A 16,257-nucleotide genomic window follows, 5' to 3' on the forward strand; every position below is an offset into this window, starting at 1 on the left:
AATATCACATATAAATATAATATACATAAATTAGAAATGCAAATAAAGTTTCTCGTTATAAAAAATTTATTGTTAAAAAAAATGTATCTTTGTCGATATAATTGTAAGGAGGTGGCAAAATGATGAAAGTTACCCAAACAGAAAATGACAAGAAGGTCTTGATAATCGATAAAGATAAGTCTGTTACGGGCATTTTGTCGAACAGGCTAAAAAGTGTTGGCATAAATGTACTTACTGCAGCTGATGAAGATAGTGCATTTGATGTTATTACAAAAAACCGACCGGATATTATCCTTCTTGATATCTTTATGCAGTCAAAAAGTGGTGATGATCTTTTAAATGTTCTCACAATTAATCAGTTATCTTCCAATATACCAATTATCATACTTTCTTCAGCCATTGACGTTAATTCAAAGGTGTACGGATTTTTATCAGGTGCCAGCGATTATATTGTTAAGCCCTTCCGGTTTGCAGAAGTTTATGCACGAATAAAAAACCAATTCAGAATTATATCCATGCAATGTGAGCTTGAGAAAAAGAATAAGGAGTTAATGGAAAAAAACCTACTTCTTCAGGAAATGACAATAACAGACGGACTTACAGGGTTGTACAATAAAAGGTATATTTTAAACAGACTTGTAAGTGATATTACTCATGCAGCCAGATATAAGGAGCCCATATCCTTCATGATGGTTGATATTGACCATTTCAAGCATATAAATGATACATACGGCCATTTAGCTGGTGATATTCTTTTAAAAAATGTTGCAGAGACCTTAAAAAACACAGTTAGGGATGTTGACATAGTTGCCAGATATGGTGGAGAAGAGTTCCTGATAGTAGTACCAAACGAAGATTTGCTTGGAACAAAAATGCTTGCCGAAAGGCTCAGACAAAAAATTGAAAGTACATCTTTTGTCATTGATAATAATGAATTGAGCATAACAATCAGTATTGGCGTAAAAAGTGCCAATATAACTTCAGATTCGGGTACAGAAGTTACAAAACTTATAGGTGAAGCTGACCTTGCATTACTAAAAGCCAAATCAAAGGGTCGCAACAGAGTTGAAGTATTTAACAGCAAACTTATTGTCGAAAAAGCAAAAACCCAAACCCAAGAATCCCACAACTTCCAGAACAACTTATCTGCAAATATCACACATTAAATAACAGCTTCATAACCTTAGTCATACATGAGAATTATGATGTCTACATTTCCTTCTCTATTGGATTTCTAATATTATTAGGCGTCATAATTCTCATAATACTCTATTTTACAATTATTCTTATATTCTTCAATGGATTTTAAGCTTATCATTCCAATTTCCATAAACTGCGTGTTAGACACTGCACAAGCTGTTCCAAGCTTCATCATATCCTCCCTTGAATATCCATTTAGGAGGCCAAATGCTACACCAGCGGTCATCGAATCTCCTGATCCTATAGAATTGACAGCATTTATTCCGGGTGGTTTTATGTGCATTATGCTGGATTTATCGGCCATTATGGCCCCCTCAGCTCCCATTGAAGCTATTACAGATCCAACTCCAGAATCTAAAATACAAACACACGCCTTTATTATATCTTCTTTTGAGCTGATACTTTTCCCATAAACATAGGAAAGCTCCCTAAGATTGGGTTTGATAAAGTCCGGTCCTGCTTTTATGCCTTCTTTTAAAGTATCACCACTTGCATCTAAAATTGTTTTAATTCCTAGGGGTTTTGCCATATCAAGCAGTGTTTTATAAAAATCCACAGGTATTCCGTCTGGAAGGCCTCCTGTGCATATCAACACTTTTGTCCTTTTCAGTATATCCTTTAAATTACTAAGATATGAACATATATCAGCTTCCTTTATAAATGGTCCAAACTCTAATATTTCAGTTTCAGTCATACACGTATTGTCAATAACATTTATGTTTGTTCTTGTTTCTCCATCCACCCATATAAAGCTGTTTTCAATTCCATGACTTGTAATGCTGTCACATATCCATTTACCAGTATCTCCAGCAAGAAAACCTGATGTAAAAACCTGTGCTCCTAAAACGGACAATACCCTTGATACATTTATCCCCTTGCCGCCAGCTGACTTTATAATGTTTTTCACCCTGAACATTGATCCAACCTTAAATCCATCAACGAAATAAATTTTATCCAATGCAGGGTTAAGAGTAACTACAGTTATCATGATATTTTCTATCCTCTTTATGATATTTTAGCAATCACTTTTAATATAATATGATGAAAATGCCATTAATCTAAATAATACCATATATCTTATATCATATAAATACCATAGTTTGTATAAAATAAATAACGAACTGCATAATTGTTTTAAACCAGTTCGTTATTTCCTTTTAGCTATTTATTTTTCTTTTTATTCCCTACTTCACGGTATTTATCAGCCATATCCTTGTCAATTTCGTTTTCACCAAGCTGATCATTTGCTACACTTGGCTCAACACCTTTATTTTTTTTGCCTTTTTTATTATTATCCACGTTTATCCTCCTTATATCTCTCCTGTTATTTTACAGTCATTATCCATACAGTATAACCTTATTATTTGCTTCTTGGATCGTTTTCATCCCAAAACATCCTTATAACTTTTGTTGAATTGCCATTTTTTATGTCTTCCTTCGTTGCATTCTCCCCAAGCTGTTCATCATTAATCCCAGGTGCTACGGTAGGACCAATACCAGACTTTCTATCTCTTACATGCTTTTTATTCCTAATTACCATCTCCTCCTATCCACTATTAAAGGCCTTCCAAACTTGTAAGTACCTAATCATTTTGCAACATATAAATAACGAATTTTAGAGATAACAAAATTTTATTCATTTCCAATAAATTTTCCATAACTATAAATATAACGAACTATTTATAAATAGTTCGTTATATTTAACATATCCAATATTAATTAATATATTCAATATATATTAAAAGTGTTAGATTTATATTTTTAACGATTTCCTTCCAACCATCGAAGTGCTTCACTAACCTTATTCTGATGGTTTTTATCAACTTTATTGCTGCCATGGGTTTTGCTGTTATAAAAATGAATATCAAAGTGACCATTCATAGCATTGCCTTTGACTTTATCCAGATTAGTTCCAGCACCATACCCACCGCTTCTATATCCAACATGGGCATTTTCACCTGCACTGTCCAAGCCAGCATGAGGCATACCGGCCATAGATCCAGGTATTTTCATTCCGTTAACCGTTACAATAACTGCTCTTCTGCTCCAGCTCCACTGGCCGCCGTATATGTTTTTCATAATCTCTGTGTCCCTTTCGGTAAGGGGCTCACAATCTGCATGGTTATAGCCGTAACTTCTTTTAACATTAAAACTCATACCTGTTTCAATATCAAACACAGTCGCATCAGAGTCACGTGCAAAAATTTCCTCTACGCCGCCAAACCACGGAATTAAGTAACCAGTCCTGTCATCTCCGGCTCTTGAGGTAATCTTTTGTGTAGTTTTGACCTGACTTTGAGTGCTGCTTAATACTTTTGCTGCTAAAGAAGTGCTTTTTTGTGCAATATTCACCTTTGATAAAGCATCGTTAATCGCTTTAAAGGTTTTTGCCCCAACAATTCCATCAGCTTTTAAGCCATATTTCTTTTGAAGCTTTAATACTGAGTTTTTAGTGATAGATCCAAAGTAACCGGTACTCTTGGCATTGAAAAATCCGGCTTTCCTTAAGTCGTTCTGGAGAGTGGTCACTGCTGCTCCCCTTGAGCCTTTATGCAAATTTAAAGATGAGGCTGAAGCATTGACAGGTGCTGCATAAATTGCTGCAGATAGTCCAATAACTGCAATAGAAGTTACTAAAGCTTTGCTGCTTATCATAAAATATACCCCTCTCTCAAAGTTTACATAATATAATTCCACACCGCAGCAAATCCTTCTTAAAACAAAATCCCTTGCGATTTTACAACATTGATTGTTGTGGTGAAAAATTATACTTTTGGAAACTTTCTGCCTACGAGGTTAGTTGACGGGTTAGGTAGAAGAGACACCCCTTACGCTATGCGTAATTTACCCCAAAAATTAGGTCCCCCGCTTCTTATATCAGATTTTAAGAATTAGGCTATTTAATTTTAACACTATTAGTTTACATAATAAAGACGTAATTGGTGGGCATGAAAATAAACTTTTGTATACATACAAAAACATCAATTTGTGATTTTTTTATTCCACGCTATGAAGGATTTTTCCCATTTATATTGAATATACATAATTGAAGACAATTTTCACAAGCAGAAGTCCTTTCATACAAGCTTAGCTTTAATAATTCTATTGTATAGATACCGAACTGTAAGGTTATTTATCAGTTCGGTATCTATAATGACATCTTTAAATGAATAATTGGGCAAGTTTAATAAAGCTATAGTTTATACATCTTAATAAGTCTACTTGTTTTAGGGCATAATATTTATACTGGTGAAAGGGTGATCCTAATGAAAGCAATAATTATGGCCGGAGGAGAAGGCTCAAGATTACGCCCGCTAACGTGCGATTTGCCTAAACCAATGGTCAATGTTGCAAACAAACCTATAATGGAGCATATTATTAACTTATTAAAGCTTTATGGCATAACTGAAATAGGTATCACACTAATGTATTTGCCCCAAAAGATACGTGACTACTTTGGTAATGGCTCCAGTTGGGGAGTAAACCTTCACTACTTCACGGAGGATACTCCATTAGGAACTGCCGGCAGTGTTAAAAATGCCGGTGATTTTCTTGATGAAACTTTTGTTGTAATAAGCGGGGACTCTCTCACTAATATCAATCTTAAAAACGCTATCGAGTATCATTACGCAAAAAAGTCCAAAGCCACCATTATTCTGACAAAGGTTGATGTGCCTCTTGATTATGGTGTAGTACTAGCAGGTACCGATGGACAGATAGAAGGCTTTTTGGAAAAGCCAAGCTGGGAGAAGTTTTCAGTGATACGGTAAATACCGGTACATATATTTTAGAACCGGATGTTTTAGACTATTTCAGTCAGGGGAAAAAATATGATTTCAGCCAGGATTTATTCCCACTCATGCTAAAAAAGAAAGATCCCATTTATGGGTTTGTCACCCGTGACTATTGGTGTGATATTGGTGATCTACAAGCATATTTACAAGCACATTATGATATATTCCAGGGAAAAATAAATCTATTAAATGATTATACAGAAATAAAAAAAGGGATTTGGGTAGGATCAGGTACACTTATTGAACCTAATGCCTTAATAAGCGGCCCCTGCATAATAGGAAATAATTGCCGCATTTCTACCAGCACCGTTATTGAAGATATGTGTGTAATAGGGGACAATAACGTGATAGAGGGTGAAACCTCAATAAAACGAAGTATCATATGGGATAATAATTATATAGAGTATGGTTCTCAAATAAGGGGTGCAATAATCTGTAACAAGGTTAATTTCAAGCACTATGTTTCCATATTTGAAAATGCTGTAATCGGAGACAAATGCATTGTTAATGAAAGGGCTATTATTAAGCCCGGTATAAAGATTTGGCCCCAGAAAACAATTGATCCCCTTGCAATAGTCGATAGAAATATAGTTTGGGGCTCCAAACACAACAAAACCATATTTGGGGAAAATGGTCTTTCGGGTATTATAAATGTCGATATATCACCTGAGTTTGCCGCACGTCTAGGTGCTGCTTACGGATCAATTTTTAAAAAGGGTTCCAAGGTTGTTGTAAGCTCCACTACATCCAATTCAGCCAGAATGTTCAAGCATGCCTTTGCATCTGGCATTCTCTCGGTTGGTGTAGAGGTTTTTAATCTTAGCAGCCTCTTAACACCCATATCACGGCATGCAATCAATTTTCTGTCCGTGGAGGGTGGAATACATGTAAAGCTTAGTAACGACAATCCCAATAAGCTGCGTGTAGATTTTATGGATTCAAAGGGAGCCAGCATAAGTCGTGTTACTGAAAGAAAAATTGAAAACGCATTTTTCAGAGAAGATTTTAGACGCTGCTCCGGCGAAGAAATAAGCAGACTTAATAATATTACTGATTTTAAAAATTATTATGTACGTTCTATATTAAACGATGTAAATATTGATGCAATCAGGACTTTCCCTCAAAAAATATGCATCATTTCGCCTTCTGATTTTGTTATCTCTCTAGTAGTTCCAATGCTTCAGGATATAGGTTGCAAGGTTGCAAGCTTTTCTTCAGCCTTTAATGCACATGACAAAATAGTTGAAGAAATAGAAAAAAACAATGCTGATTTTGCTGCTTTTATTGACAGCAATGGAGAGACTCTTTCTCTGATAGATAAATCCGGAAACATTATAAATGATGACTTGTTTCTTTCATTGACATCCCTTATAATGTTTAAGAATATTGCAAATTCAAAGGTTGTTGTTCCAATAACGGCACCATCGGTCATAGAGTCACTGGCCAAAAAATACAACGGTAATGTATTAAGGACTAAGACATCACCCCACGCTGTTATGGAGCAAATGTTAAATCATAATCTTCTAAAAAACAAGGAAAATGCATACCAGTTTTCGCTGAATTTTGATGCATTAGCCGGATTGGTTAAGATTATAGAATATTTATGCAAAAATAAAACACCCCTTACAGAGATCATGGAAGAAATACCTGCCTTTTACGTAAGTAAAAAAAAGATATTTTGTCCTTGGGAGTTAAAGGGTAAAGTTATGAGGACTTTGATCACCGAAAAAAGCGATGAAAAAGTAGAGCTTTTGGATGGAGTTAAGTTTATAATGGAAAATGGATGGGTACTTGTTTTGCCTGATGCTGATATGCCTCTATGCAGAGTATATTCGGAGGGCGATACACCGCAGATAGCCGAATCAATTTCGGAAAAGTATCTGACTAAAATAAGGACTATAATTAATACAAGATAAAAAGGTAAAAGGAGCAGTATGCGTTCTATCACTGTAAGCAGCAAGTATATAAACAAAAAATTGGAATATGTGTTAAAAAGCGAGTTTCCCAATATGCCCATAAGTGCCATGTATAAGGCATTTAGGAAAAAAGATATACGTGTAAACGGCATCAGGGTAAAAGAAGATTATTTGGTTAATCCGGGCTATAAAATAGATATATATATATCGGACAGCATAATTGACGGTAAGCCTCTAAAAAATGACTCTGAAATGAATATGGGATTCACCGTTGTGTATGAGGATAGTAATATCCTTATTGTTAATAAAGATCAGGGTATACCGGTTCATCCGGACAGCGACCAGCAATATAATACACTAATTGATAATGTAAAATCCTACTTGGAATTAAAGGGAGATTATTCTCCTAAAAATAAAAACACATTTGTTCCATCACTTTGCCACCGCCTTGATAGGAATACAGGCGGTCTTGTCATAATTGCCAAAAACGAGGAAGCCTTAAAGACTATTCTTGATAAGATTAAAAATAAAGAGGTTAAAAAGTATTATCAGTGCCTTGTTCAGGGTCACGTTGAAAAAAAGTCGGAAACCCTAAAAGCATACCTTGAAAAGGATTCCAGGAAAAGTCGTGTCTTTGTAAGCGATGCAAAATCTAAAAACTCAGTTGAAATAATTACAAAATACCGAGTGCTTTCATATGAAACCAACTATACAAAACTTGAGGTTGAGCTGGTAACAGGCCGAACACACCAGATACGGGCCCACATGGCTTATATAGGCCATCCCATCCTGGGTGACGGAAAATATGGTTCCAATCAGTTCAATAAGAGTATGGGCATGAAAACCCAAGCTCTATGGGCATATAAGCTGTGCTTTGACTTCACAGGCAAAAGCTGTCTTGATTATTTGAAAGGCAAAATTTTTGAGGTTGTTCCCGGATTCAGCCTGCCAAAAACAAAGATATAGTCAATCTATAAGGAATTAATATTTTTATCACTATTTAGTAAAGGCTAAGGATGTATTGGTTTATTTAACAACATCCTTAGCCTTTACTGGTTTTCCATTAATATTATCTTCCTATAAACTGCTGAACCAATACCTTCCCATATGTTGGACTGCTCACTATACCTATGCCGTTAAAGTTGAACTCAGGCTTTAGGATATTGGCTTTATGGCCCGGTGAATTCATCCATGCTTTAAAAGCTCCTTCTACTGTTGAATTACCGGCTATATTCTCTCCTGCATATTTGAAGCTGACTCCGAACTGCCTCATCATGTCAAATGGTGAGCCGTAGGTTGGTGAATCATGTGAGAAATAATTCTTATCAACCATATCCTGAGCCTTAAGCCTTGCTACTTTCACCAACTGCATATCAAACTGCAGCGGTTTAAGACCTGCATCAGCCCTTGCCTTATTAATAAGGCTTAATAATGTCTGTTCCTCCTGTGTTGTCCCAGATGGTGAAGGTCCTGTAATTACAGGAGTAGGAGCAATTGATGCTTTCGGCGGCTGAGCTATTGATGGCTTCGGCGTTGGAGCCACAATAGACGGCTTTGGAGTACTAATTGGTGCCTTAGTCACTTTAGGAGTCGCAGGGGTTAAGGTTCCGTTTCCAGCAACCTTAAGGAAACTGCTTTTTGCCATTCCAACGCAGCCCTTAGAAGATTCGTAAATCGCATACCAGTCCCCTATTTTCCCAAATATCTTTACAGTCTGGCCTTTCTTAAGTACACACACTATAGGGTAACCAGTAGATGGTCCTTGGCGAACATTCAAGTATTCAGCCGCGACAGTAGCATTAGTGATATTTACATTTTGTATTGTTCCATAGCTGCCTGTCTGTGCATTTGCACCTGAGAAGCCCATTATACAGGAACAGATTATAGTAAATACCATCAGAAAAACTATCTTTCTCTTCATATAATCCCTCCAGTTTGTTCAATTATTGTTTCCATCCATTATTGGAATCATACAAACAAACGTATTTGTTAATAGTATTAACAAATTTGGCTGAATTATTTATTTATATTAAGGTATGATGAACAAAATCATAAAATATTGAATAACAGGCTTTTATAGCACTTCTTTACAGTCATATAAGTGTATGATATTATAACTTTACAGTTGTGTATCTATATAGTAGCGGAATGAAAAGTAATGGAGATGAATTTGAATGAGAGTTGCCATTGGTCAGGATAGCCACAGATTTGATTTTAACGATAATAAAAAAAAGCTTATATTGGGCGGGTTATTTTTGAGGGCGAACCTCCGCTTCAGGGTAACAGCGATGCTGATGTAATATTGCATTCAGTGACAAATGCCATATCGGGTATAACATGCGTTAACATACTCGGTAAAATCAGCGATGACCTTTGCCTAAAGGATGGTATAACCGATAGCAGTGTTTATCTTAAAGAAGCATTAAAGTACTTGAAGAATCAAAAAATAATCCACCTGTCAATTTCTATCGAATGCCAAAGGCCAAAGATAACGCCCAAAATTCCCCAGATCAGAAGCAGTCTTTCCAAGCTTTTAGACCTGCCGGAAGAAAGCATTGGCATAACAGCTACTACTGGAGAGGGATTGACGCAGTTTGGCCAGGGTCTTGGCATTCAGGTATTTTCATGTATAACTACAACTTATGTGATAATAAAATGACTAATCATTAAATTATTGCCTAACTTCTAAAAAGCACCTTCTCCTTATTAAACATAGATACCGCAATTCCAAGGGCAATTACTACATGCACTGCAGATGAAAGGAAAGCTATAAGCAGATGCATATAATTTATTGTACCGCCTAAAACAACCTTAAAGGCAGAAACAGTATTTATAACCGGAATAAAATAATAATAAAAAGGTATGTCTCCCGGTTGTGTAAAGAAGTTTGCATATGCAGGAACCATAGCCGCTATCATGAGGAAGGACAAATACACCTGTGCTTCCTTAAATGACTTGGCGTATGTGCTCAGTGCAACCTGAATCCCTGCAAAGGTCATACCTAAAGCCATAGCAAGGAGAATAGATATGATAAGTGCTGGTATTGGAACAAAAAACCCTGATATGTTTTGGGCTGTTCCCATACTTAGAGAACTTGGTTTCATTATATACCCTATAATCAGTCCAAATATGGATGCAATAACCGTTATAAATGAAAACAGTGTAACAGTAAAATACTTTCCTAGCAAAATGGAAATCCTCTTAGGTTTTGTTGTAAGAAGGGGTTCTAATGTGTTTCTTTCCTTTTCCCCTGCAACTAGGTCGGTTGCTGCCGGAACTCCCCCAACTGTCATTAGAATAACTATTATAATAGGTAACATCATAGCTAGCATGCTTGTGCTTGTTTTTGCTTCATCAGCTACATTTTTCTCTTCTATTTTAACAGGCTCCAAAAATTCAGGGCTTTTTCCCAATGCCACTATTCTTTCATTTAAAATACTTTTGTTAAACTTATCTATCTCTTCTCTAACTATCCAAATACTTCCTTCCGATTTTGTTTTGGATTTATCATAGGAAATATCTATTTTAAACGGCTTACCTTCGGCAATCTTACTTTTATATTCCTTGTCGATACCGAGTACCAGCCTAACCTTATCTTGCTTTAAAGCCTCTATGGCGTTATCGGTATCAACCAACGTAACGTTCTTGTTATCTTTAAACAATTTGTTCTTGACCAGGTCCACTATATCATCAGTCCTTGATTCATCGGACAATGCAATAGAAACATTCTCGTTTATATCCTTTTGAAGCTTTTCCATTCCTCCACCCACAAGGCTGTTTAAAAGCGGGATTATGACCATTGGAACAACAATACTAATGAGAAGAGTTCTTTTATCACGGCTTAAGTCCCTGACTTCCTTTTTAAATACAGTCCAAATATGTCTTAACATGTAAATTTTCCCCCTCCCACCAGATGTATAAATATTTCCTCCAGGCTGCTGTTGTTATATTTAGCTTTTAATTCATCAATGGTTCCTGTATCAACCAGTTTTCCTTTATGTATTATACCTATCCTGTCACATAGCTTTTCCACTTCACTCATGGTATGGCTGGAAAAAAGAATGGTCTTACCGGCTTTTTTACAGTCCATGATAAAATCATGCACATTCCTTGCAGCACTTACATCAAGTCCTGATGTAGGCTCATCAAAAAACATTATCTGAGGGTCATGAACAATAGCTCTTCCAAAGGCAGCTTTCTGCTTCATTCCCTTAGAAAGCTTACCTGCTCTCTTGTTCATAAACTCCTCCATACCGAAAGTCCTCGCCATCTCAGCTATTCTGGCTTTGATCCTCCCCCTTTCCATATCGTTAAGCTCAGCAAAGTATGCAATGTTTTCATAAACCGTAAGTCGATCGTATAACCCCGTCTCTCCCCCGAAGAGAATACCTATCTGAAACCTCACAGCCTGTGGGTCCTTATTTATATCCATTCCATTTATCATGGCTGTACCGGAAGTAGGTTTTAACATGGTAGCCAGCATTCTTAGTGTTGTTGTTTTGCCGGCCCGTTTTCTCCAAGCAGCCCAAATACCTCTCCCTTTTTAATTTCAAAAGATACTTCATCTACAGCTTTATTTGTTCCAAAACTTTTTGTTAATCTCTGAACACTAACCATATAATCCCTCCTCTTTTTTAATGATATTTTAGCTGTCCATGCTTTCTGCTATTGCATTTGCAAAGATCAGGTCCTCTACCGTCGTTATTTTAATATTATTGTAGCTTCCCATTATAAGTTTCATCCTATACCCCATCCTCTCAACCAAAACTGCATCATCTGTGCCTAAGAATCCATCGGCTATAGCCTTTTTGTGGGCATTTAGAATAACATCATATTTAAATGACTGGGGAGTCTGTATAGCCCATAAATGCTTTCTATCAGGAGTATCACGTACATAAGCCTCTTCGTCAGATATCTTAATTGTGTCCTTAACAGGTACTGCAACTCCAACCGCTCCATATGAAAGAGCTCCGTCAATGCTGTTTTTTATTATTTCATCATTTATAAATGGTCTTGCCCCATCATGTATAAGTACTACACCAGTTTTATCACATACCTCGCAAAGGCCGTTATACACTGAATTTTGTCTTTCTTTACCTCCTGCAACAATCTTTTTAACTTTATCTAAATCATACATATCAATAATATGCTGCTTGCAAAAAACAATATCACCAGAACCTGTAACCAGTATTATCTCATCAATATAATTACTGTCCTGAAAAACTTGTATAGTTCTTGCAAGAAGTGGTTTGCCGTAAACATCTATGTACATTTTATTTTTTTCCATATTCATTCGCGTACCGCTGCCGGCAGCAACAATAATGACACTTACAAATCCACCGTTCTTTTGCATTTTATTATCCCCCGTCTATATGGTTTGCCTGTCTCATATATTATAATAAAGAATTATATCACATTAGGAATGTTGAAAATATAACTTCCGCTAAAATCTTCGCTTACGTGTTAACTTAACTCGTGAACACCCGCTTAAGAATCGGAAGTAATATTTCAATCATTCCTTACTTCGTGATTTTATTAACAAAATTCTTAATCAACTTTAATTATGGTATTTACTAGATTTATTTTTATGTTATAATGATTATGAGTTATGGAATGTATAATGTATACACAATACTAGCTTATTAAGAACAAAATCACAAAGTGATTTTGCAACCTTGATGTTGTCGTGAGAAATTGTGGTGCAGAATGTACTATAGTTTCCCAGACATTAAATAAATCTATATAGCAAATGGGGGAAAATAAAATGGCAAAGGTCATGAAGACAATGGATGGTAATGCTGCTGCCGCCCACGTAGCCTACGCGTTTACTGAGGTTGCAGGTATCTATCCTATTACGCCATCTTCTACAATGGCAGAAAACGTTGATCAATGGTCAGCACATGGTAGAAAAAACATATTTGGACAACAGGTTAAAGTTGCCGAATTACAATCAGAAGCAGGAGCGGCAGGTACAGTTCACGGTTCCCTCGCTGCAGGTGCTTTAACTACTACATTCACAGCTTCTCAAGGTCTTCTTTTAATGATTCCTAACATGTACAAAATAGCCGGCGAATTGCTTCCTGGCGTGTTCCATGTAAGTGCACGTGCTCTTGCAAGCCACGCTCTTTCAATTTTCGGCGATCATTCAGACGTTATGGCTTGTCGTCAAACAGGTTTTGCAATGCTCTGTGCAAGCAACGTTCAAGAAATAATGGACTTGGCTGCTGTAGCTCACTTAAGTGCTATTAAAGGTAGAGTTCCATTCCTTCACTTCTTCGATGGTTTCAGATCATCAGCAGAAGTTCAGAAAATAGAAGTTCTTGATTATGCAGACCTTGCAAAATTAGTTGACATGGATGCTATAAAGGAATTCAGAAAAAGAGCATTAAATCCTGAACATCCTGTATTAAGAGGAACAGCTCAAAACCCTGATATATTCTTCCAGGCTCGTGAAGCTTGCAATCCTTTCTACAATGCAGTTCCTGAAATCGTAGAAAACTACATGAAGGAAATCAACAAGCTTACAGGAAGAAACTATGGCTTGTTCAACTACTATGGAGCACCTGACGCAGACAGAGTTATTGTTGCAATGGGTTCTGTATGTGATGCTGCTGAAGAAGCAATTGATTACTTAGCTACTAAGGGTGAAAAAGTTGGTATATTAAAAGTACGCCTTTTCAGACCTTTCTCAACTAAGCACTTCCTTTCAGCAATGCCTGCATCAGTTAAGAAAATCTGTGTTCTTGATAGAACTAAAGAACCAGGTGCAATAGGCGAACCATTGTACCAGGATATCGCTACAGTTTATTATGATCAAGCAACTAGACCACTTATCGTTTGCGGACGTTATGGTCTTGGTTCAAAGGATACTACACCTGCACAGGTTATCGCAGTATTTGACAACCTCAAAGCAGATGCTCCTAAGAATCATTTCACTGTTGGTATCGTTGATGACGTTACAAACTTATCACTTCCTATCGGCGAAGAAATCGATACAACAGGCGAAGGTACAATAAGCTGTAAATTCTGGGGCTTGGGCTCTGACGGTACTGTTGGTGCAAATAAGAACTCCATTAAAATAATAGGTGACCACACCGACATGTATGCACAGGCATACTTTGCATATGACTCAAAGAAATCAGGCGGTATTACTGTATCTCACTTAAGATTCGGTAAAAAACCAATCAGATCAACTTACCTTGTTAAGAAGGCAGACTTCCTCGCTTGTCACAACCCATCATACGTTGATAAATATGATATGGTTTCCGACATTAAGCCTAACGGAACTTTCCTCTTAAACTGCGGATGGACTGCAGAAGAGTTGGATAAACATCTTCCAGGCAGCATGAAGAGAATCCTTGCTAAAAACAACATCAAATTCTATACAATTGATGCTGTTAGCATTGCAAAGGAAATAGGCCTTGGAAACAGGATCAATATGATCATGCAAGCAGCATTCTTCAAGCTGGCTGATATTATTCCACTTGATGATGCTGTTAAATATATGAAACAGGCTATTGTTACTTCATATGGTAAAAAAGGTGAAAAAGTAGTAAACATGAACCATATGGCTGTTGACAAGGGTATTGGTGCATTAAATAAAATTGAAGTTCCTGCTTCATGGGCAACTGCTGAAGATGCTCCTGTTGTGGAAAAAGATGTTCCTGCATACATCAAGAACATACAAGATCCTGTAAACAGACAGGAAGGCGACAAGCTCCCTGTAAGTACATTCGTTGGTGTTGAAGACGGTACTTTCCCACAGGGATCATCAAAATATGAAAAAAGAGGTATTGCTATCGATGTTCCTGAATGGCAGCCTGATAACTGTATTCAATGTAACCAGTGTTCATATGTATGTCCTCACGCAGCAATAAGGCCTTTCCTTCTTAATGAAGAAGAGACTGCAAATGCTCCTAAGTCATTTGTTACAAAGAAGGCTGTTGGTAAGGGCTTTGAAAACTATAACTTTAAGATCCAGATTTCAACTCTTGACTGTACAGGTTGCGGAAACTGTGCACAGGTTTGTCCTTCCAAGGTTAAATCACTTGTAATGAAGCCACTTGAAACACAGACAGTTGAAATTGATAACTGGGATTATGCAATGAAATTATCCGTTAAGGAAAATCCAGCTAATCCTGAAACTGTTAAAGGAAGCCAGTTCGAACAGCCTCTGCTCGAGTTCTCAGGAGCATGTATGGGTTGTGGTGAAACACCTTATGCTAAGTTAATCACTCAGTTATTCGGTGACAGAATGCTCATCGCTAATGCAACAGGTTGCTCATCAATCTGGGGCGGTAGTGCACCATCAACTCCATATACAACAAACCATAATGGTCATGGTCCTGCATGGGCTAACTCATTGTTTGAAGACAATGCTGAATATGGCTATGGTATGGCTCTCGCAGTTAACCAGATCAGAGCTAAGCTTGCTGACCTTGCTACTGAAGCTTTAAATACAGGTATTTCTGAAGATATTAAAGCGGCATTAAAAGACTGGTTGGATAATAAGGATACTGCGAAGGGTTCAAAGAAAGCAACTCTTACATTGTTACCTTTGCTCAAAGCATATAAAGGAAGCGAAGCTAAGGATATAGTTGATGAAATTATACAAAAAGAAGAGTTCCTTATAAAGAAATCACAATGGATACTAGGTGGAGACGGATGGGCATATGATATCGGTTTCGGCGGCGTTGACCATGTGCTTGCTTCCGGTGAAGATGTAAACATACTTGTATTTGATACAGAAGTTTACTCAAACACAGGCGGACAGTCATCAAAAGCAACACCTACCGGAGCTATTGCACAGTTTGCTGCATCTGGTAAAGTAACAAAGAAGAAAGACCTTGCTGCTATGGCTATGTCATATGGTTATGTATATGTTGCAGTGGTTGCAATGGGTGCAAACCAGAATCAGCTCATTAAAGCTCTTATTGAAGCTGAAAGTTATCCAGGTCCATCACTTGTTATCGCATATGCACCATGTATCAACCATGGATTAAGACTCGGTATGGGATGTACACAGTTGGAATCCAAGCTTGCTGTTGAAGCAGGTTACTGGTTCCTCTACAGATATAACCCATTACTCAAACTTGAAGGAAAGAATCCGTTCATACTTGACTCCAAGAAGCCAACAGCTTCATTCAGAGACTTCATAATGAGCGAAGTACGTTATTCTTCACTTTCAAGACTCTTCCCAGATAAAGCTGAAGAGCTCTACGCTCAAGCTGAAAAGAATGCTTTGGAAAAATACGAACAGCTTGAGAAAATGGCAAAAGGCGAATAATCTGTAATAAATATAACGACCGGTTGATTTAATTAACCGGTCGTTTTTATTGTCCACAAAT

16 protein-coding genes and 1 riboswitch are annotated in these 16,257 nt (G+C 37.0%); of the genes, 7 read left to right on the forward strand and 9 right to left on the reverse strand.

Annotation, left to right across the window (positions count from 1 at the left end; translation table 11 throughout):
* Window positions 1-119: 119 nt before the first annotated feature.
* The gene (locus Bccel_RS18380) at window positions 120-1,166 is read left to right on the forward strand and encodes a GGDEF domain-containing response regulator (protein ID WP_050753617.1); all 1,047 of its coding nucleotides are present in this window, start codon (window positions 120-122) and stop codon (window positions 1,164-1,166) included.
* Between the two features lie 77 nt (window positions 1,167-1,243).
* Here the strand turns inward: Bccel_RS18380 and Bccel_RS18385 are convergent, their stop codons facing one another.
* From Bccel_RS18385 to Bccel_RS18395, 4 genes are all read right to left on the reverse strand, one after another.
* Complete coding sequence (locus Bccel_RS18385) at window positions 1,244-2,188, reverse strand: 1-phosphofructokinase family hexose kinase (RefSeq protein WP_036936755.1); 945 nt, start codon at window positions 2,186-2,188, stop codon at window positions 1,244-1,246.
* A gap of 173 nt (window positions 2,189-2,361) precedes the next feature.
* Window positions 2,362-2,499, reverse strand: coding sequence for a hypothetical protein (locus Bccel_RS30315; RefSeq protein WP_154673419.1), 138 nt, complete (start codon window positions 2,497-2,499; stop codon window positions 2,362-2,364).
* A gap of 61 nt (window positions 2,500-2,560) precedes the next feature.
* Entirely contained in the window at window positions 2,561-2,740 is a 180-nt protein-coding gene (locus tag Bccel_RS18390) for a hypothetical protein (RefSeq protein ID WP_036936752.1), read from the reverse strand.
* 221 nt (window positions 2,741-2,961) lie between these two features.
* A complete protein-coding gene (locus Bccel_RS18395) occupies window positions 2,962-3,855 on the reverse strand; it encodes a peptidoglycan-binding domain-containing protein (RefSeq protein WP_050753618.1) in 894 nt (297 codons plus the stop codon).
* Between the two features lie 116 nt (window positions 3,856-3,971).
* A riboswitch (cyclic di-AMP (ydaO/yuaA leader) is annotated at window positions 3,972-4,108 on the reverse strand.
* 358 nt (window positions 4,109-4,466) lie between these two features.
* Between Bccel_RS18395 and Bccel_RS32835 the strand changes: the two genes are divergently transcribed.
* From Bccel_RS32835 to Bccel_RS18405, 3 genes are read left to right on the forward strand one after another with little or no spacing between them, the layout of a single operon-like run.
* Entirely contained in the window at window positions 4,467-4,970 is a 504-nt protein-coding gene (locus Bccel_RS32835; RefSeq protein WP_276326226.1) for a nucleotidyltransferase family protein, read from the forward strand.
* 14 nt (window positions 4,971-4,984) lie between these two features.
* Complete coding sequence (locus Bccel_RS18400; RefSeq protein WP_276326243.1) at window positions 4,985-6,910, forward strand: mannose-1-phosphate guanyltransferase; 1,926 nt, start codon at window positions 4,985-4,987, stop codon at window positions 6,908-6,910.
* Between the two features lie 18 nt (window positions 6,911-6,928).
* Window positions 6,929-7,876, forward strand: a complete 948-nt coding sequence (locus Bccel_RS18405) for an RluA family pseudouridine synthase (RefSeq protein ID WP_036936747.1) — start codon at window positions 6,929-6,931, stop codon at window positions 7,874-7,876.
* Window positions 7,877-7,979: 103 nt separating this feature from the next.
* Here Bccel_RS18405 and Bccel_RS18410 read toward each other — a convergent pair whose 3' ends face one another.
* Window positions 7,980-8,831 (reverse strand): CAP domain-containing protein, encoded by an 852-nt coding sequence (locus Bccel_RS18410; RefSeq protein WP_036936743.1) that lies wholly within the window; start codon window positions 8,829-8,831, stop codon window positions 7,980-7,982.
* Window positions 8,832-9,084: 253 nt separating this feature from the next.
* Here Bccel_RS18410 and Bccel_RS32840 point away from each other — a divergent pair, with 253 nt between their 5' ends.
* Together Bccel_RS32840 and Bccel_RS18415 are read left to right on the forward strand one after the other, a co-directional pair.
* Entirely contained in the window at window positions 9,085-9,210 is a 126-nt protein-coding gene (locus Bccel_RS32840; RefSeq protein ID WP_276326227.1) for a hypothetical protein, read from the forward strand.
* Window positions 9,162-9,569: a 2-C-methyl-D-erythritol 2,4-cyclodiphosphate synthase gene (locus Bccel_RS18415; RefSeq protein WP_242857081.1), complete on the forward strand. Its 408-nt coding sequence runs from the start codon at window positions 9,162-9,164 to the stop codon at window positions 9,567-9,569. The genes Bccel_RS32840 and Bccel_RS18415 overlap by 49 nt, the downstream gene beginning before the upstream one ends.
* Window positions 9,570-9,588: 19 nt before the next feature.
* Here Bccel_RS18415 and Bccel_RS18420 read toward each other — a convergent pair whose 3' ends face one another.
* From Bccel_RS18420 to ispD, 4 genes are read right to left on the reverse strand one after another with little or no spacing between them, the layout of a single operon-like run.
* Entirely contained in the window at window positions 9,589-10,800 is a 1,212-nt protein-coding gene (locus Bccel_RS18420) for an ABC transporter permease (protein ID WP_036936739.1), read from the reverse strand.
* Complete coding sequence (locus Bccel_RS18425) at window positions 10,794-11,381, reverse strand: ABC transporter ATP-binding protein (protein ID WP_476748363.1); 588 nt, start codon at window positions 11,379-11,381, stop codon at window positions 10,794-10,796. Before Bccel_RS18425 ends, Bccel_RS18420 begins: the two co-directional genes overlap by 7 nt.
* A 14-nt stretch (window positions 11,382-11,395) precedes the next feature.
* Window positions 11,396-11,527, reverse strand: coding sequence for a hypothetical protein (locus tag Bccel_RS32845; protein ID WP_476748364.1), 132 nt, complete (start codon window positions 11,525-11,527; stop codon window positions 11,396-11,398).
* Window positions 11,528-11,555: 28 nt separating this feature from the next.
* The gene (gene ispD / locus Bccel_RS18430) at window positions 11,556-12,263 is read right to left on the reverse strand and encodes a 2-C-methyl-D-erythritol 4-phosphate cytidylyltransferase (RefSeq protein ID WP_036936735.1); all 708 of its coding nucleotides are present in this window, start codon (window positions 12,261-12,263) and stop codon (window positions 11,556-11,558) included.
* Between the two features lie 411 nt (window positions 12,264-12,674).
* On the opposite strand from ispD, the gene nifJ reads away from it, so the two are divergent.
* Entirely contained in the window at window positions 12,675-16,196 is a 3,522-nt protein-coding gene (gene nifJ / locus Bccel_RS18435) for a pyruvate:ferredoxin (flavodoxin) oxidoreductase (RefSeq protein WP_036936734.1), read from the forward strand.
* The last annotated feature ends 61 nt before the right edge of the window (window positions 16,197-16,257 follow it).

This window comes from Pseudobacteroides cellulosolvens ATCC 35603 = DSM 2933, assembly GCF_001262605.1.
GTDB classification, from domain to species: domain Bacteria; phylum Bacillota; class Clostridia; order Acetivibrionales; family DSM-2933; genus Pseudobacteroides; species Pseudobacteroides cellulosolvens.